An 18,645-nucleotide genomic window follows, 5' to 3' on the forward strand; every position below is an offset into this window, starting at 1 on the left:
TCAGGTCACCTCCCATGTTTTTGTTTTAATATACTGCGAAGCTCCCAGCAGGTAGACTGCTCGGGAAGTGCTTGAATAAAGGCACTTTTCTCTTCTTCTGCCAGCTGATAATGAATGGACTGTTCTGTGATGTAATTTGTATCTAATATTTCATCAAAGGGATAGAACGGATAAAAATGATTTAACCGAAAAAAGAAACGGGCATCCCCTATCCGATAAAAATGCGGACTCTCGTCCCAGTAAGACCCAAATTCAGCATGAATTTTTGATAAAATGGATGCACGATGTACGACCGAGCAATGATCTATGGCACAGGGGGCATTCCATTGCACTGTTTGCGCCGGCCGAATCGTTTCCTTCACTGGCTCTTTTTTGCTATTTAAATAGATCACTTTAGAACTAGAATAGACAATCTCTTTACCTGGATGGGCATCTAGATAATGAGTGAGCTTCTCTAAACGGTCCGGGGCGTAGACATTGTCATCTGTTGCATAGGAAATATACTCGCCCTTTGCCAGTTCTAATGCTTGATTAATCAGCACGGCGTAGCGAGTTTTCGCTGTTCTCTCTTCCAGCGTTTTGACACCGCTTTGGATAAAGTGAACGCGGGGATCTTTGCGAAACGGTTCAATCGCAGCAAGGGTTTTTTCGTTTGATCCATCATCCATGATAAAAAGTTCAAAGTCTGACAGCGTCTGCTGCAGGACCGCTTCAATCGATCTGCCGACGTAAGCCGCCTTGTTGTAGCTCGTCATAATGACAGTTACTTTTGTCAAAGTTTTCACCTCGGTCTCTTTCAAACTATGTTTATCATATGTGTCTCCTCTTAAAGAGACTGTAGAGTGACCTATTTTTTATAAAATTGTATTTTTTTATTGATCTATCTTTGAAAAATGCGAATTTTTTGGTAATATAAGTAATCATTTGTGTGTATTAAAGGAGTAAAGAACATTGGAAGCTATGAAGAATGATCACTCCCAAGAAGAGGAAGTAAAAGGATTTTTTCGATTTTTTAAAATTTTCGTCGCGACAAAAACGATTATTCGCTCATATCAACATTCCAATATTCCCATTTGGCTGATGATGCTCCTTGCAAGTATCGCCGGTACGGGCTGGATCTACGAAGGGTATTTTAGCGAGTATATGGGCAATCATATTCCATTCCCTTTTATTCTGTTACAAGGAGCGGGATATGGTATTTTGGCAGGCAATATGATTCTATTTTTCGGTGTCCTCCTGATTAAATGGTTAGGCCGTCTCTTTTTCGACTGTCAAACGGCATATCGAGATATACTCAAAGCCTGCACACTGACGGTCTTTTTCCCTTCTGCTTTATTTTCACTTACTTGGATTTTCACTGTTGGGATGCTTGGTCCGTATACGTTTGTTAAAATCTCACCATATTTAGATCAGCATTATGAAGTATGGTATTATCTCGATCTTTTACCTCTTACGGAAGCATATGCAAAGACGTGGATATTGGGAATGGCTGTTTTAGGCATTGTCGCTGTGATGAAGCTCAGATTATGGCAAGCCTTCATCATTGTGATTACACCGCTCGCCGCGTTTTTTCTCATCATGACACTTTTATTTGATATTCAGCACGCTATAAACTGGATCATGTAAAAAAGACGAGTACCGATAGAATACGAAGGATTGTCTTCACGCTGAGGAATTGCATAGCAGTTCCTTTTTTTCGTTCAATGTACATATTCTCCCCTCCTGTCTCATAGTGTGAAAGAGAGAAAGAATGCTATGGAAACAACAGGTGCTTTAGCGCCTTCTGTTTAGAACACCATGAGGAAAGAGGAGGAACGTTATGAAATTGAAAAATCAATTTGGGCAAGGTTCGGGTTTCGAAGGTCAAGATTTTCGCCAGCAACAATATGGAGCAAATCCGTATCCTGCGCAGCAGATGGGTTATTCAGTCCCTCCCCAAACGCAGGGTCAAATGCAGCAGGGGTTTTCGCCAATGCCGTCTACCGGCACTTCACAAGGAGGCCAAGGAACGCAGGGCGGCGGTCAGCCATATCAAATTCCTTCTGGACCGGTTTATCAGCAGAATGTCACCGGGCAGCTGCCTATTGAGCAGTCCTATATTGAAAATATTTTACGATTGAACCGCGGCAAGGTAGCCACGATTTATATGACATTTGAGGCGAGCAAGGAATGGAATTCGAAGATTTTTAGAGGCGTCATTGAAGCTGCAGGACGTGACCACATTATCATTAGTGATAATAAGACAGGAACACGATACTTACTATTAACGATCTATCTTGATTACATTACGTTTGATGGGGAAATTCAATACGACTATCCATACTCCATGTCTACGTATTCTCCGAGATAACGTCAAGCATGGCAAAAGCAAGGCTCAGGTGCCCTTGCTTTTTTCTTTTGTCTAGGTTTTTGTCACACCTCTAGGGCGCTGCTCATAAGATGCCTAGTAGTTTTTATCAAAAGCCTAGAGGTGACATCAATGACTGTTGAGCTGGATTATACATCACCAAATGTCAAATTTTCATACGATCTGAATCAAAGCCCCCTTGTGAAATTCGATCAGCATAACCTGATTAATGTGTTAGGAAAAAAACAATTAAACTCGTTGGATCAAGTGTCCCTGCTGGATATATATTTGAGTAAAAGCAAAGTCGTAGAGCCTCATTATCATCAAAATGCCGCAGAGCTTGTTTATTGTATAGCCGGTTCTGCTGCCGTATCGATGCTGAATCCATTTACAAAAAAACTGCACACCTACACCATCACACCTGGACAGGTGGCAAACGTGCCTCAAGGCTGGTGGCACTATGAAGTCGCTCTCCAAGACAGAACTCATTTGTTAGCCATTTTTAACGCATCTACACCTGAAGTGATCCTAGGCTCAGACCTTCTCACCCTCACCCCTTCTCACATCATGGCCCATACTTATTGCATGAACGAAACACAGTGGAAGCAGGCGATAAAGCCTGTGAAACCAAGTGTGTTTATCGGACCATTTTGCCACCGGGAGGAAGAGTCTCAAACACATCCTGTCCCTCCATCTCACTACGTCCCATATTATCAAGCACCGCCCAACTATACCCCTTACTGGAGTTAAGAAAAAAACCGATGCCCCTATGAGAGCATCGGTTTATTGGCTTATAAATTTTTTGCTGCTGCAATGACAAGCATGATCCAAGAGGCGATAAATGCTACTCCGCCAATAGGAGTAATGGCTCCTAAAATCTTCACCTGCGTCAATGCCAGCACATAAAGGCTTCCTGAGAAGAAAAGGATGCCTGCAAGCATTACCCAGCCAGCGGCAGGAACCAAGGAGACACCTGACAGCTTATCTGCAAGAAAAGCGACAACAAATAAGCCAATGGCATGGAACATCTGATATTGAACACCTTTATTCCATATTTCTATATATTTTTCAGGGATTTTCCCTTCTAGACCGTGCGCACCGAAGGCTCCAAGTCCAACAGCAAGCATGGCGTTAATAGCACCTAAAATGAAAAATAGTTTCATTCGTCATTCTCCTTATCTCGTCAATTATATTTATCATAGCGCGGGTGAAGGGCGACATTCAACTTTCCCTTTACGTTGACACGAGATTGTCGGATTTCTTTTTCTTTCGTAACAAGACTTGGTCGACCACGATCGCAATGAGTGTACCTAGAACAAGACCGTTGCTTAATAATGAAATGAGCACAGGATGCATGCCTTTCAAGGCCCCCTGAGGCACAAACATCGCCCCTACGCCTGCTAAAACAGCAATCCCAAGAACAAAGCGAATCCGCGGGACTTCTTCTTTCTCATACTGATCAAACTCCGACATCGCAATCCCAATCATAGAAGAGAAGACCACAAAGTTTACAGCAAGCCCCACAGGTGATGGCAATGCAGAGAAAAAGCTCATGAGCAGCGGGAATAAACTAATGAGTACAATGAGCAGACTTCCTATGAAAAATGGCTTTCTCGATGGAATTTTCGTTGTCTGGATAAATCCTGCTGCCCCCGAAATAGGTACAGGCGCAATCGCCCCGATCAGCCCGCTTAATAAATGACCAAATGCTGCGACAAAACCAGCAGGACGTGCTCTTTTCCGCTCACGCAGTTCACCAAATGCCTTCACTGAGCTTTCCACAATTCGAATACTTGCCAGCATGTTCACAATGAGTAAAATCGTTATAAAAAAGGACGTGACAAGCAATCCGCTGTCAAAGACCGGCATACCGAATGGAAACAGCTTCGGAAACTCGATGATTTGTTCTGGAATTCGAACCGGCTTCGCCAATCCGAGTAGAGCGAATAACAGCCATCCGCCTGCAAGGGCGAATAACACAGAAAACTGCCTCAAGTAATGCCATTTTGAGCGGCTGATCATGAAGGTGAGGATAATAATCAAGATCGATAAGCAAAAGACAAGCCCGTCCACCTGATTTCCCCGATAACCGATGCCCATCAGCCCTTTCATGATTGGCTGACTTAGCTGCACAACAAGCAGCAGCAGGTAAATGCCTGTGACGACTGGCGTAAATAAAGACGCGAGCCAATTGATGATTTTAAATAAACTAAAAATAAAAAAGAAAACAGCACTAAAAATTAAAGCCCCTTGTAATGCTTGCAGGGTTTCAGGATACGTCGCAAAGATTGTACCTGTCATGCCGGCATAAAGGGTATACACACCCCACCAAAGCCCTGCTGGACTTTCATTGATCGGCAGCATATGGCCGCATAAACACTGCACCATCGCCACCAGACCAAGTGAAAAGAAAGTACTTTGAATCAGCTCCGCCGATTGCACTTGGTTCAATTCAAATGCTTGTGCAATCGCAATTGGTACGGCAATAGAAGCTGCGATAAAAAATGCCATCCACTGAATGGCGCCCAAAAATAGTTTCAAACCGATCACCTTCCCTTTGTCGTGACAAGACCATTAAAAATCAAAAATAGAGTCGCCGTTCCCGTCCTTCTCTTTTTGACCCTCATCATTTTGCTGAAATTTCTTCGCACCACTTGTGCCCATGAGTTTCTCAAGCATGGCTTGATCTGTAGTCACAGATGGCGCTGATGGTGTATGTATCGATGGAGGTGGTGAGATGGCCGGCGACTGCGGCATTTGCACCTTTGATGGTGCGTCGAGAATGACATCACATAGTGAAGAAATGGCCGCTACTTGACGTTTCACCTCTTCATCATTTCCACTTTGTTTTGCTTTTTGAACCGCTTCCTCCATTTTTTGAAGCAGGCTTGATATATGAATATTCAAGGGTAGACCCTCCAATCTAAAAAAATCTCTTTTCAACATTATTTTACCAAATGAACAAACCAAATGGGTTCATTTTTTCAAAGCAGTGCGCTCACGCCTTTCTTATTTGACCCATCATCTTCATTCACACATAATAAAAGGAACAAAATCGTCTATGAAAGGATTGAATAATGGACAAGCTCACGGCTCTATTTCAGAAACAAAAAGTCTTTCAGAAGCCGGCGGTTCAAGAACGCATCCGCATTCTTCAAGATTTAAAAGCAGCAATCAAACAGCATGAAAAGGATATATTACAGGCCTTAGCTCATGATTTACATAAATCCGAACAGGAAGCCTATACAACAGAGATTGGGATGGTGTATGAAGAAATCAATCATACCATCAAGCACCTTCACAAATGGGCGAAGCCAACTCGCGTGAAAACACCGCTGACTCATATCGGATCAAAAAGCATGATTATCAAGGAACCTTATGGAACTGTGCTCATCATTGCTCCTTGGAACTATCCTTTCCAATTGGCCCTTTCTCCATTAGTCGGTGCGATTTCTGCGGGAAATGCCGTGATTTTAAAGCCGTCTGAGCTGACGCCGGCAGTCTCACAAGTGATCAGCACTATCATCAAACGTGTATTTCAAGAAGACCATGCGGCTGTCGTAGAGGGCGGTGTTGAAGTCAGTACAGAACTGCTGAAACTGCCCTTTGATTATATCTTCTTTACTGGAAGTGTGGCAGTTGGCAAAGTCGTCATGGAAGCCGCCGCAAAGCATTTGACCCCTGTCACACTTGAGCTTGGCGGAAAAAGTCCCAGCATCGTCATGCCTGATGCCGACATCAAGCTGGCAGCGAAGCGGATCACCTTTGGAAAATTCACCAATGCAGGGCAAACCTGCATTGCACCAGACTATTTGCTCGTTCATGAATCCATCAAAGAGGAACTTTTGCGAGAAATGACAGCCTGTATCCGTGATTTTTATGGTGAACATCCCGAAACGCATCCGCACTTTGGAAAAAATGTCAGCCAGCGTCACTTTGACAGGCTTACACAATTTCTCTCAAATGGAACGATCGTCACAGGTGGACAGCGCAATGAACAGGAGCTCAAAATCGCTCCGACCATTTTAGACCACATCACATGGGAAGATCCTGTCATGCAGGAGGAAATTTTCGGACCGATTCTGCCTGTCATGACCTTTGATTCTCTGCATGAGGCAGTTCATATGATCAAAGCAAGGCCGAAGCCGCTTGCGCTTTACTTATTTACAACAAATAAAGAAACAGAATCCTATATTCTAGACAACCTCTCATTTGGCGGAGGATGTATCAATGACACGCTTATGCATGTCGCTACCCCTTACCTGCCATTCGGAGGCGTCGGCGAAAGCGGCATGGGGCGATATCACGGGAAGGAAAGCTTCTTTACTTTTACGCATGAAAAAAGCGTCCTGCGGCAAACCAATCGCTTCGATTTTTCCTTCCGTTATCCAAATGCGAAAAATGGACTCGACTTGGTCCGCAAATTTTTAAAATAAACAGGACGAAGGGGCTCTCCCCTCGTCCTATTTTCATTCAATATCCTTGATACACCAATTGATTTCTTCAATCCCCATTTGCTTTAAATACGCGTTTACCTTTGAAAACGGCCGGCTGCCAAAAAAGCCGTTTCTTGCAGAAAAAGGACTTGGATGAGGTGACTCAATGATGAAATGCTTGTTTTGATCAATGCGTTCTTTCTTGTTTTGAGCATGTCTTCCCCATAACACAAAAACGACAGGCTGTTCACGCTGATTCAGCACATCAATCACGCGGTCTGTCACACGTTCCCAGCCCTTGCCTTTATGAGAATTCGCCTCGCCTTTTCTCACAGTCAGCACAGTGTTTAACAGCAGCACACCCTGCTCTGCCCAGCTGACAAGTGAACCGTGGTTTGGAACAGGACAGCCAAGATCATCCTTTAGCTCCTGAAAAATATTTCTTAAAGATGGCGGGTGTTTGACGCCCGGCTGAACAGAAAAGCTTAATCCATGTGCCTGCCCTGGGCCATGATAAGGGTCTTGTCCTAAAATCACCACTTTGACCTTTTCATATGACGTCAAATGAAGAGCACGATACACGTCATCTGGTTTTGGAAAAACGGTCTGCGTGCGATATTCTTCCTTCATCCATTCACGTAATTCCTGATAATACGGCTGTTCAAATTCACTTTTCATCACAGCCCACCAGCTATCATTTAAAAATGGCTTCATTGTGGTTTTCCTCCTTCTACTTGCTGCGCTAGTCTGGAGATCATCGGTTTTCCATCCCACACAATCTCACTCTCTGATTCTCTTTTTTTCATCGCTGGTTCTTCTAATAATATCGCAAAGTTCGCTGTCGGCAGATCGCCCAGTTCATGCTTTTCACTTAAATCATCTAAGTAGTTTTTCCTTGTTTCACCAAGATCACTAGACTGATTTCCACCGCCGTCAAAAAACGCATAGATCACGCTCGCCGCTGGCACTCGTTTGACTCGGGCATGCTGTGATACACGCAAAAAGAAGTCCCAGTCCCAATAATGATGCATCGCTGGATCAAAATAGCCAATCTCATCGTGTATACAGCGTTTGTACATACTGCCCGAAGGAACATATGTAGAAAAGACACGCATATCCTCAATATCCGCTGTATAAGCAAACAAACGCCTCGACAGCGGGAAACGGGTCGCGCCTTTTTCTTCAAATGATACAATTTCTGCATCAGAAAAGACAAAATCGGCATCTTCCAGCGCCTTGCTCATGCGTTCGATATGACAAGGTGTGAAGTAATCATCGTCGTCACTCAGCATGATGACGTCTCCTGTCAGCTCCCGCACCCCCACATTTCTGGCATTTACATGCTGGACATTCTCATCTAAATGAATCAAGCGGATCGGAAGCTCAGGGTAAAGTTCCTGAATGATGTCGACTCGCTCTCCTGCATCATTGACGACAACAATTTCAAAAGGCTGTACGGTTTGTCTTGTAATGGATTCAAGCAGCTCACACAGTGCGCTGAGCCGGTTATGTGTCACAATTAATAAGGAAATCTTCATATGCAGCTTACTCCTTTAATAGATTCGTCTTTTTCCATTAAAACATAAATTGACTTTCTTCTCATGATATAAAAGGCGGTTTGATTTGAGGGGAAAATGGGAATTTTTGATGAAAAGGAGTGATCATGATGGAATATATCACGGTGGAAAATAGTAAAGAAGCAAAACAGACCATTGACCACATTCATTCATCGGGTTCATCAAAAGACGCTGTTTTTGTTTTTGCGTACGACCCAGAACGCTCTGATACCGTAACGGAGTATACAGATGCCAAAAGCATGACTGCGGTCGATCAAGGGATTTTGGATCAAGTCGCCAATGTCATTCGCACCCGGGAAGATGAACTGATGGCCAAAATGATGTCAGCTGGGGCCGATCAAGAGTTAGCTTTAACCCTTTTAGATGAACTGAAAAAAGGAAAATTGGTGATTTGTAAAAGGTAAGAAAGAGAGGCGTTCCGATGAGAGGAACGCTTTTTTATGCCGTTTCATTGTGATAAATGGAAAAGCTGATTATAATAAGGGATAGAACAGTAACTGTTACACATCACATTGGAGGTTCAGCAACTATGTCTATGAATAAAGCACTCACCATCGCAGGTTCGGATTCAAGCGGCGGTGCAGGTATCCAAGCAGATTTAAAAACGTTTCAAGAAAAAAACGTCTACGGGATGACAGCTTTAACCGTTGTCGTTGCAATGGACCCTCATAATCATTGGGATCATCAGGTGTTTCCAATTGATACGGCGACAATTCGCGCGCAGCTCTCTACCATTGTAGAAGGTATTGGTGTAGATGCGCTGAAAACGGGTATGCTTCCAACCGTCGACGTGATTGAGCTTGCAGCTGACACCATCAAAACATATGACCTAAAAAATGTCGTCATTGATCCTGTCATGGTTTGTAAGGGTGCGAACGAAGTCCTTTACCCAGAGCACGCGGAAGCATTGCGTGAAAAGCTCACGCCACTGGCAACCGTTATCACACCTAATCTTTTCGAAGCAGGTCAATTAAGCGGAATCGGCGAGATCAAAACGATCGAACAAATGGAAGAAGCAGCAAAACGCATTCACGAACTTGGTGCAAAGTATGTGGTTATCACTGGAGGCGGTAAGCTCAGCGAAGACAAAGCCATCGATTTGCTTTATGATGGACAAACCTTCGAACGCCTTGAAACAGATAAAATCGACACAGAATACACACACGGCGCAGGCTGCACATTCTCAGCAGCAGTCACAGCTGAACTAGCGAATGGATCAGACGTGAAAGAAGCCATTTATGCAGCAAAAGAATTCATCACGGCTGCCATTAAAGGCTCTTTCCAGCTAAACGAATACATCGGACCAACAAAGCATTCTGCTCATCGTTTTGACAAATAAAACAGAAAAAACCGATTCGCCTTGTTAGGAGGTGAATCGGTTTTTGTTTATCGAAAGCTTCGTCTCTGTGCAAACAGCCAATCTGTTAAGCCTGGCGTCTCATAAGCAGGCGTCCATGATGCATGGTCATATCCATACTTGCTTGCATACTCCGTATAAAGCGGCTGGCCGCCAGCTTTTTGAATAGCTTGAATTGTATTTCTCGCATAGCTGATAGGGATAATGGAATCATCCTCTGCATGAAATGCCCATATTGGCTTGCTCGCTAAAATTCCCGCCTTGCTCGGATCTGCACCCCCAGCAATAGGAATCATCGCTGCAAACAAACGAGGATATGTGATGTTCAACTGGTACGTGCCAAATCCACCTTGTGATAAACCCGTCGCATAAATTCTTTTCTGGTCAATCTGATAAGAAGTTAACACATGCTGAAGGACATCATAAGCTTTGTGTAAATCTGGTGAAAATTGAAACACATTCGTCAGATCAATTTCATTTTGCACATTTCTTGTTAATGCAAAGCCTCCATCGACAGCATTTCGCGCCTGAGGTGCAAGTACATACGAAGGATGTTTCTTTTGAACTTCAGGAGAAGCCCATAAAACTGCACCATCATTCGCAAGTAACTGCTTTTGATTGTCTGTTCCCCTCTCCCCGCCTCCATGTAAGAAGAGGACTAAAGGATAGGCTTTACCCCTCTTATGATTTTTCGGAATGTACAACCGATAAGGCATTCCTTGATATTCAAAAGATAAAAAAGATGATGCGATATCCTCTCGTGTGACAAAACGATAATTGTACGTAGACGGAGCAAGTCGATGCCTATTTTTGTAAGCGCTTACTTTTAAAGTCGTATCAGTTTCGATATGAATGGGCTTTTTGTATAACTGACTTTGAGTTGTCGGCTGGCTGCCATCTGTTGTGTAATAAAGAGAAGCTTTTTGAACGTGAGAATGCAGAGCTACCTCTTGTGAACGATAATATTGACCAGACGGGACTGAAGCAGTTGACGCAGCAGATGACGTATGATTTCGGGCAGAAGAAACGGAAGGAAAAAGAAAACTCATAGAAAACAGGACAATAATAAAGGTGATCAGGCATTTCTTGGTTGTATAGTTCATATCGTTCCTCCTGTACATGCTCAGATGAAATTTTTATTTATTATTGATCATGACAACACAAATGTCAACGCTTTCATTTAAATTTCTGAATCATCTTATTGAATAAAAAAAGCGTACCCGCTTCCGAGTACACTCTTTTATCCATACATGAACGCCTATTTTTGCTGATCGGACTCTTTCGCCATTTTTCGAATAAAGGCTTCAATGGATTCAACAAATAAAGCATATTCTTTCATTTGTTTATACGTATCTGACAGCTTCTCTTTCACTTCTTCCTGCTCTAAAGAAGGTTCACCGAGAATAGATTGAACTTGAATGAGCAATTCTTTATATTCTTCACGTTTATCTTCAACATGATCTGCCATTGTCTCCAAGCGTTTTCTAGTCGTCGGCTGCTGTTTTGAATTCAAGTAAACAACCCCTTTTTTTGTCCTACCGCATTTGGATAAACGTCAGCCTCAGCTGTATATATTTTAAAATGATACCATAATTCCACCTGTTATCATATATGTAAAACGTCATCAAACCGCTTTAGGCCACCCTTGTATATACACGCTATAGGCTCTAAGATACAGGCTGATCTCACTAAAAAAAGCAGATCAACGACCTGCTTCTTTTTGTAAATGCCATGTCTTCAATGTCAGCTTTGTTTCATTTCTGCCACTGATGGAGATCGATTTATTTCCCGGGGAAGGAAAGTAACGTGCAGTAAAAACTTCTCGGCCTCCGTTTACAAAAATCTCAATTGACGATGAGTCGATAAAGATATGAAGGTCGTGTAATTCCTCTATGACTACTTCACGAACTTCCTTTGATCGATCTTCAAATCGATCCCGCTCTAATGTCAGCTTCCCTTCCTCTTTATCATAGATGATGCGTGCTGCTGCACGGATACAGCATTCAAACCCTTTTTGTGTGTCAATTTGATCAATGAATACCTCTGCGCTCGTAATATCCTCTACAGGGATGGAATGAACAGAACGTTTAATATGAAAAACATGCTCTTGTTCATTGGTCCGCATGGATTGAAGTTCACTTACTGGTTTTTGAATCAGATGTCCGTCCTCATCTAAACGGAGCTCTCTCGGGATCGTGAGGCAGTGTATCCATTGATAAGAAATGGTCGGATGATGTTCTTCTCCTTGATCAGGCACCCCCATCCACCCGATTAAAAGTCGTCTGCCTGATTCGTCTAGAAAGGTTTGCTGCGCATAGAAGTCAAAGCCGCGGTCCAGCTCCTCAAACGCTCCGTGTGTATATTGATAGGAATGATCATCCAATGTGCCAACAAAATAGCCTGATTGATGTGTGTTGTGATATTTTAAGCCATCCGGCTCTAGCCCTTGCGGTGACACAATCAATACATCCCGGCCGTCTAATTCAAACAGGTCTGGACATTCCCACATATAGCCGAAATTGTCTAAACCATTCTTTCCGCTGCCTGCAATCGTGCCTTGAAACGTCCAATTATCTAACGTATCAGAGGTAAATAAGACAAGGTGTCCCTTCAGGTCTAAGCTTTGTGCACCAAGGACCATGTACCACTGGCCATTTCGCTTCCATACCTTTGGATCTCGAAAATGAGCAGTGAACCCTTCCGGCAGTGTTGCCACGACACCTTTTTTCTGAAAGTGAATACCATCTTCCGAAACAGCTAAACATTGATACGTCTCACGGTTCCCTTGTTCATCCCGAACGTTTCCAGTGTACATCACATGCATCTGTCCATCGTCTATAAATGCACTGCCAGAATAACAGCCGTTTTGATCAAACCAATCACTTGGGGCAAGAGCGGCTTCTTCGTGCTGCCAATTGACTAGATCTGTCGATGTGTAATGCCCCCAGAATTTTGCACCATGCCCCGTTTTGAATGGCTGCCACTGATAAAAGACGTGGTAAATTCCTTTCCACTGAATCAGCCCATTCGGATCATTTAAAAGACCGACTGGCGGCATCAAATGAAAATGCTGCCGGTACACATCCTTTTTGACCAAATGCTCATAGTTTCGAATACGGTCTGCTATCTTTTGACGAAGTGCTGCGTCAGTAGTTGTCATGACTGTGACCACTCCTTGATTATTTTTCGACTTCTTTTATTTTAAAAATGATAGTGAGAATAAATGAAACAGCAACAGCGATTAACATACCAATCACATAATTGACCACATTCTGAACACCGAATGGTGCTGCAATCGCAATCATCGGAATGCCTGTTAAACCATAAGCATTGGCTGCTACCTTCGTGAAAACTACAAATGCCCCGCCCAATGCTCCTCCAATCATCGCCGCAATAAATGGTTGACGATAGCGGAGGTTTACACCGAATATAACAGGCTCAGTAATTCCTAAAAAAGCAGAGAAGGCAGCAGGAAGGGCAATTTCTTTTGTTTTTGCACGCTTGGCTAAGAAAAAAACAGCCAATCCTGCCCCGCCTTGCGCGACATTGGACATTGCCCAGATTGGCAGCAAATAGTTACGCCCAATATCATTCAGCAATCCTGCCTCAATCGCATGGAAGCTATGGTGAACCCCTGTGAGCACAATTAAAGAGTAAGCACCGCCGAAAATGAGTCCTGCTAAGAACCCTGCATGGTCATAAATAAATGTCAGTGCATTCGAAATGCCTGTACCAAGCATTCTTCCAAGCGGTCCAACTGCAATAAATGTCACAAATCCAGTGACAATCACCGTCACAAATGGGGTCACAAGTAAATCAATACTGTTCGGAACGACTTTTCTTAAATTCTTCTCAACAAGGCACATGATATATACGGTCAATAACACTGGAATAACCGTCCCTTGGTAACCAAGAAGAGCAATATCAATATTGAATAAATGCATATATTCAGGTTTTGCTTCCGTCAATCCCCACGGATTAAGCAGATTCGGGTGAATCATAATTCCCCCAATGACAGCCCCTAAATACGGATTTCCGCCAAACTCTTTCGCTGCACTGACCCCAATTAAAATCGGCAAAATGATAAAGGCTGCACTTGAGAACATATCAAGCATTTGGAAGATCGCAGAGCTTGGATCAGCCCATTTGAAGGCTTTCATCATACCTAAGAGACCCATTAACAAACCGCTTGCCACAATTGCTGGAATGATTGGTACAAAAATATTCGATAACGTCTTTGCAAAACGCGCAAGTGGATTCATTTTTTGTTTCACTGCTTCATCATGGCTGACAGGCTTTTGTTTCTCGTCGCCAGTCTCAAGACCAGTCTCACGAGCAAATGGTTCATATACTTTGTTGACAGATCCCGTTCCAAAAATGACTTGAAATTGTCCTGAACTTGAGAAAGCCCCTTTTACACCTTCAAGTTCTTCAATGGCCTCTTTGTCAATCAAATCCTCATTTTTCACCACCAATCTGAGTCTTGTTGCACAATGAGTAGCACTGATGACATTTTCTTTGCCGCCTAACAGTTTTGTTAATTCTTTGGCTGTTTTTTGATAATCCATGAAGTTTCCTCCTTTTTTAAAGCAAAAAAGACCTAAAATTCACCAACGAGTAAAGGACATACACGTCCCCTCGTTACGCAAATTTTAGGTCTTGCCTGCCTGACAGTCACAATCCCGCGGTATCAAATTTTGATGACGCTTTCATCATAGTATAAGACTGTGACATGCGTCAACCTCTTTTTTCAAATCCAATGACCCATGTACACTAATAAGAGTAGTGTGCATAAAAAAAAGCCTGCATGCAGGCACGATCATTTTAAACCAATTCGGCTTCCTGCAGACGCTGGACATGCAGCGTGATGTAGCCGATCTCCGATTCAGGGAGATGAAGTCCATATTCATCTTTTAACAAATCAGCAAGTCCAAGTGCACACCGGTACGCCGTATCATACTTTGTTTGGATAAAAATCAGCATGTCTTCGTCCATGATTTGAAATGCCTCATTTGATTCCAACCTGCCTAATGCATACCTCAAATGTGTCACAAGCCGCTGATAGGAAATACTATCCTCATCAATTGAATGCTGAAAATATCTTTCAATATGCTCGATCATTTCTTTAATCATCGTTGTATATTTCACGGTCTTTTTCATGGACTCCGTATTCATTTTGGCCGTATGAATATGAAGTGCCACATATCCTGCCTCATCGTCCGGCAGTTCAACCCCAAGCCGCTCCTTTACATAACGAATGGCATACTTTCCAATCTCATATTCCTGCTTATATAAGACTTTGATCTCACCAAGCAATTTATTATATAACACAATGCCTTTTTGAAGGCGTTCAATGGCGAAGGACAAATGATCAGTCAGTGATATGTGAATGTGATCACTGAGCGGCATCATGAGTTTACCCTCTGCATAACTGATGATATGCTCTGCCACCTCAATATGCGCTTCTGGCAATGTGGCAAGAATTTGTTTGAATTTCTCATTTTCTTCACGCACAACAAAGATTTTCTCTATTTTTTGAAGAGGAACGACGTCATTTTTCCCCTTCTGAAAAGCAATTCCGGGTCCCATCACAATTTTCTCCTGATCGCCCTCCTTCACAATCACTGCGTTGTTATTCAATATTTTATATATCTTCAAGGGGTATCCTCTCCCAGCAGATAACATTTCTTATGTGGGATTTTACCCTGTTTCACTTTTTCTGTAAAGGTAAGAGCGGACCAGCACGCGCCTCTCGCATCGTCTTCTCTTCAAGCATCATCAGACTTTGAGTAAACCGCTTCTCTATCCTGCGTTTCTTCTTATGTTCTTCTGCCAGTTTCTCCAGCTCTCTCTCTTTCACTACTTCAAAGAATCCGGCATCCGCCGCGGCCGCCTGAAACCCTTGCTGTTTCATCATCACACCAGGGTTCACAAGCACATTCATCATAAAACCAAACCATACGCTCAACCAGCTTTTTAATTTCTTCACTGAACATCCCTCCGCTTTTCTTAGAATCTAGCAGCTCTAGCAAAACAACTGCTCCTATCATATCCCGAGAAAAAAGAGAGGTTTGTCACAATCTGGGTGAAAAAACCAACTAGTTTTCAGAAGTTTTGTTGAAAAGTGCAGAAGATCATCATGTGCCTGGATGTTTCAATGAAAATTTTATGCACACGCTATCCCAAAGATAAGCACACCTTATCAACAGGGTTTATCCACATATCAACACCCTTTTACTAGATTTTGTGTATGTAAATTTTTTATTTTCCATATATGTATCTGAATAATTGAGTTATCAACAGACATTTGTGAATAAGTGCGACTTTATAAACAAAATAGTTCTTTATAACTATGTAAAATAAGACCATTTTAGTAAAGGAATTGTTTTCAACGTATTGAATACTTAATAACGGGCAGTGAATCTTTCCTATTTATCCACAAAAAGAAAGGCTATCTCCCTAAAAACACAGCTAGAAAGGGGAAAATAAATGAAAAAGGTAATATCTCGTTCTTCTGTTCTATTGTTCTCCACTATTTTTATTTTATCCACATTCTTTACCGGTCAACAGGCTGCTGCTGCTCCATCTAACAAAAAGATGGAACTAGAAAAAGCAGAAATCTTCGGTGAAATCAATGTCAACTCGAAAAAACAAACCACTGTCATTGTTGAATTAAAGGAAAAATCCTTAGTTGAAGCCAAGCAAGAAGGCGAATCACAAACAAAGGCCTCCCTCAAAAAATCTCGAACAAAAGTAAAGAACGCAGCACTCAAAGAGGTAGATAAAGCGAGTGTTCGTCAAGAATATGAAAAAGTTTTCTCTGGTTTCTCTATGAAACTTCCTGCAAACGAAATCCCGAAGCTGCTCGCAGTGGATGGAGTAAAAGCCGTTTATCCGGATGTTACATATAAAACCGATGAAGTGAAAAAAGAAAGCATCCAGCTTCCAAACGAAGATGTCTCCCCGCTTATGGATAAAAGCGCTCCATTTATCGGTGCACCAAAAGCATGGGATGCCGGCTATTCTGGAAAAGGGGTCAAAGTCGCAGTCATTGATACTGGAGTAGACTATACCCACCCTGATTTAAAAGGAAACTTCGGTTTATACAAAGGCTATGATTTTGTTGATAATGATTATTCTCCGCAAGAGACACCTAAAGGAGATCCTAGAGGCGAATCCACAGATCACGGCACACACGTTGCAGGAACGATTGCGGCAAATGGACAAATTAAAGGGGTCGCAAAGGATGCCACGCTTCTTGCATACCGTGTACTTGGACCAGGTGGATCTGGAACAACTGAGAACGTTCTTGCAGGCATCGACCGGGCTGTTACTGACGGAGCAGATGTCATGAACCTCTCTCTTGGAAACAGTGTCAATAACCCTGATTATGCAACGAGCATTGCACTTGATTGGGCCATGTCTGAAGGCGTTGTCGCTGTGACTTCGAATGGAAACAGCGGTCCGAACAGCTGGACTGTCGGTTCTCCCGGCACGTCAAGAGAGGCCATTTCTGTCGGAGCAACTCAGCTTCCGTACAGCCTTTACAATGTGAAATTCCCAAATTATTCTACTGCAAAAGTCATGGGATACTACCAAGAGAGTGATTTAAAAGCGCTTGACCAAAAACAAGTCACACTCGTCCAAGCAGGAATCGGTGACGAAAAGGCATTTGAAGACATCGATGTGAAAGGAAAGGTGGCTGTGATTGAACGGGGTGCCATTGCTTTTGTGGATAAAGTCGACAATGCAAAAGCCGCTGGTGCAATCGGCGTTGTGATGTATAACAATACCGATGGAGAAATCCCAGTCGACGTACCAGGACTCGCACTTCCTACGATTAAGCTGTCAAAAGCTGAAGGAACAGCGCTTATTAAAGCCATTGAGGCTGGAAACGATACAAAGGCTTTCTCCATTCAATTTGTCAAGGAACTTAGTGAGCAAGTCGCTGACTTCTCATCCCGCGGACCGGTTGTGGATACGTGGATGATTAAGCCTGATCTATCAGCACCTGGCGTCAGCATTGTGAGTACGATCCCAACTCATGATCCTTCTCAGCCTTACGGATATGGCTCTAAGCAAGGAACAAGTATGGCATCTCCACATGTGGCAGGAGTTGCAGCGATCATCAAACAAGCAAAACCATCGTACTCAACTGAACAAATCAAAGCATTGCTGATGAATACAGCAGAAAAACTGTTTGACGCAAATGGCAGTCCATTCCCTCATAACACACAAGGAACAGGCAGCGTTCGAATCATGGAATCACTTCAGGCGTCTTCTATCGTTTCTGATGCGAGCTATTCTTACGGCACTTTCTTAAAGGAAAAAGGCGTTCAAATCAAAACGAAAAAATTTAAGGTAGAAAACCTTTCAAAAGCACCGAAAACGTATACCATTGATTACAAATTCAATGGCAGCGGCATTAGTACAAATGGAACGAAAAAAATTACCGTCAAAGGGAATTCCACTGGATCCTTTACTTCCGCAGTACAGGTGAATTACGGAAAAACCAAAAAAGGGACGTACCAAGGCAGCATAACCCTTCGCGAAAATGGCAGAAAGATCACAGAAATCCCTACTTTATTGATTGTGAAAGAGCCTGATTATCCGCGCGTCACTTCTGTTTCCGTAGAGCCGGACAATCGTGCTGGAAGCTATGTCATTAGCAGCTACCTGCCTGGCGGTGCTGAGAACCTTGCATTCCTTGTCTACTCGACCGATGGAGAGTATTTAGGTGAAGCTGGTGTTTATCAACATGTTGATAAAGGAGAGCACCGCGTAAAATGGAATGGCACAATCAATCAAGGCCAGAAGCTTGAAGCTGGTGAGTATACAATGCTTGTGTATGCAAGCTTGAAAGGAAAATCAGATACCGTACAAACGAAGGAAGCTTTCGATATTTACCCTGAATAAATGTGAATCACA

General features: G+C 42.9%; 19 protein-coding genes. 7 read left to right on the plus strand and 12 right to left on the minus strand.

The window, feature by feature from the left end:
* Positions 1 to 5: 5 nt before the first annotated feature.
* Positions 6 to 776, minus strand: a complete 771-nt coding sequence (locus NSU13_RS17430; protein ID WP_041115894.1) for a glycosyltransferase family 2 protein — start codon at positions 774 to 776, stop codon at positions 6 to 8.
* Between the two features lie 184 nt (positions 777 to 960).
* Between NSU13_RS17430 and NSU13_RS17435 the strand changes: the two genes are divergently transcribed.
* The 3 genes from NSU13_RS17435 (at position 961) to NSU13_RS17445 (ending at position 3,097) form a co-directional block, all read left to right on the plus strand.
* On the plus strand, positions 961 to 1,626 hold the full coding sequence (locus tag NSU13_RS17435; RefSeq protein WP_242026008.1) for a YIP1 family protein: 666 nt from the start codon (positions 961 to 963) through the stop codon (positions 1,624 to 1,626).
* Positions 1,627 to 1,819: 193 nt separating this feature from the next.
* Positions 1,820 to 2,350 carry a spore coat protein GerQ gene (gene gerQ, locus NSU13_RS17440; protein ID WP_024426405.1) on the plus strand — a complete coding sequence of 177 codons (531 nt, stop codon included), beginning with the start codon at positions 1,820 to 1,822 and terminating at the stop codon, positions 2,348 to 2,350.
* Between the two features lie 129 nt (positions 2,351 to 2,479).
* Positions 2,480 to 3,097, plus strand: a complete 618-nt coding sequence (locus NSU13_RS17445) for a cupin domain-containing protein (protein WP_024423814.1) — start codon at positions 2,480 to 2,482, stop codon at positions 3,095 to 3,097.
* A 41-nt stretch (positions 3,098 to 3,138) separates the two neighbouring features.
* Here NSU13_RS17445 and NSU13_RS17450 read toward each other — a convergent pair whose 3' ends face one another.
* The 3 genes from NSU13_RS17450 to NSU13_RS17460 form a co-directional block, all read right to left on the minus strand.
* Positions 3,139 to 3,510 carry a DUF423 domain-containing protein gene (locus NSU13_RS17450; RefSeq protein ID WP_025093833.1) on the minus strand — a complete coding sequence of 124 codons (372 nt, stop codon included), beginning with the start codon at positions 3,508 to 3,510 and terminating at the stop codon, positions 3,139 to 3,141.
* 70 nt (positions 3,511 to 3,580) lie between these two features.
* Positions 3,581 to 4,888 carry a purine/pyrimidine permease gene (locus tag NSU13_RS17455; RefSeq protein WP_041115438.1) on the minus strand — a complete coding sequence of 436 codons (1,308 nt, stop codon included), beginning with the start codon at positions 4,886 to 4,888 and terminating at the stop codon, positions 3,581 to 3,583.
* Positions 4,889 to 4,921: 33 nt separating this feature from the next.
* Positions 4,922 to 5,254, minus strand: a complete 333-nt coding sequence (locus NSU13_RS17460) for a YwdI family protein (protein WP_034281287.1) — start codon at positions 5,252 to 5,254, stop codon at positions 4,922 to 4,924.
* Between the two features lie 170 nt (positions 5,255 to 5,424).
* Between NSU13_RS17460 and NSU13_RS17465 the strand changes: the two genes are divergently transcribed.
* Positions 5,425 to 6,783, plus strand: a complete 1,359-nt coding sequence (locus tag NSU13_RS17465; protein ID WP_041115436.1) for an aldehyde dehydrogenase — start codon at positions 5,425 to 5,427, stop codon at positions 6,781 to 6,783.
* Between the two features lie 33 nt (positions 6,784 to 6,816).
* Here the strand turns inward: NSU13_RS17465 and NSU13_RS17470 are convergent, their stop codons facing one another.
* Both NSU13_RS17470 and NSU13_RS17475 read right to left on the minus strand, forming a co-directional pair.
* Positions 6,817 to 7,497, minus strand: coding sequence for a uracil-DNA glycosylase (locus NSU13_RS17470; RefSeq protein WP_024426408.1), 681 nt, complete (start codon positions 7,495 to 7,497; stop codon positions 6,817 to 6,819).
* Positions 7,494 to 8,321: a glycosyltransferase family 2 protein gene (locus tag NSU13_RS17475; RefSeq protein ID WP_024423819.1), complete on the minus strand. Its 828-nt coding sequence runs from the start codon at positions 8,319 to 8,321 to the stop codon at positions 7,494 to 7,496. Before NSU13_RS17475 ends, NSU13_RS17470 begins: the two co-directional genes overlap by 4 nt.
* 128 nt (positions 8,322 to 8,449) lie before the next feature.
* Between NSU13_RS17475 and NSU13_RS17480 the strand changes: the two genes are divergently transcribed.
* The gene (locus NSU13_RS17480; protein WP_342489672.1) at positions 8,450 to 8,764 is read left to right on the plus strand and encodes a general stress protein; all 315 of its coding nucleotides are present in this window, start codon (positions 8,450 to 8,452) and stop codon (positions 8,762 to 8,764) included.
* Positions 8,765 to 8,889: 125 nt separating this feature from the next.
* Positions 8,890 to 9,699, plus strand: coding sequence for a bifunctional hydroxymethylpyrimidine kinase/phosphomethylpyrimidine kinase (locus NSU13_RS17485; protein WP_024426411.1), 810 nt, complete (start codon positions 8,890 to 8,892; stop codon positions 9,697 to 9,699).
* A gap of 47 nt (positions 9,700 to 9,746) precedes the next feature.
* On the opposite strand, the gene NSU13_RS17490 is transcribed toward NSU13_RS17485, so the two are convergent.
* From NSU13_RS17490 to NSU13_RS17515, 6 genes are all read right to left on the minus strand, one after another.
* On the minus strand, positions 9,747 to 10,820 hold the full coding sequence (locus tag NSU13_RS17490; protein ID WP_342489673.1) for a chitobiase/beta-hexosaminidase C-terminal domain-containing protein: 1,074 nt from the start codon (positions 10,818 to 10,820) through the stop codon (positions 9,747 to 9,749).
* 155 nt (positions 10,821 to 10,975) lie between these two features.
* Positions 10,976 to 11,230, minus strand: a complete 255-nt coding sequence (locus tag NSU13_RS17495; protein ID WP_024423823.1) for a hypothetical protein — start codon at positions 11,228 to 11,230, stop codon at positions 10,976 to 10,978.
* Positions 11,231 to 11,419: 189 nt separating this feature from the next.
* Complete coding sequence (locus NSU13_RS17500) at positions 11,420 to 12,877, minus strand: sucrose-6-phosphate hydrolase (protein WP_326135225.1); 1,458 nt, start codon at positions 12,875 to 12,877, stop codon at positions 11,420 to 11,422.
* Positions 12,878 to 12,896: 19 nt separating this feature from the next.
* Entirely contained in the window at positions 12,897 to 14,285 is a 1,389-nt protein-coding gene (locus NSU13_RS17505) for a sucrose-specific PTS transporter subunit IIBC (protein ID WP_034281296.1), read from the minus strand.
* Between the two features lie 256 nt (positions 14,286 to 14,541).
* Positions 14,542 to 15,375, minus strand: a complete 834-nt coding sequence (locus NSU13_RS17510; RefSeq protein ID WP_034281297.1) for a PRD domain-containing protein — start codon at positions 15,373 to 15,375, stop codon at positions 14,542 to 14,544.
* Between the two features lie 52 nt (positions 15,376 to 15,427).
* Positions 15,428 to 15,706, minus strand: coding sequence for a hypothetical protein (locus NSU13_RS17515; RefSeq protein ID WP_034281298.1), 279 nt, complete (start codon positions 15,704 to 15,706; stop codon positions 15,428 to 15,430).
* A gap of 500 nt (positions 15,707 to 16,206) precedes the next feature.
* Between NSU13_RS17515 and NSU13_RS17520 the strand changes: the two genes are divergently transcribed.
* A complete protein-coding gene (locus NSU13_RS17520) occupies positions 16,207 to 18,633 on the plus strand; it encodes a S8 family serine peptidase (protein WP_342489674.1) in 2,427 nt (808 codons plus the stop codon).
* Positions 18,634 to 18,645 lie beyond the last annotated feature (12 nt).

Origin of the sequence: Bacillus sp. FSL M8-0049 (genome assembly GCF_038593355.1) — a bacterium.
GTDB classification, from domain to species: Bacteria; Bacillota; Bacilli; order Bacillales; family Bacillaceae; genus Bacillus; species Bacillus safensis.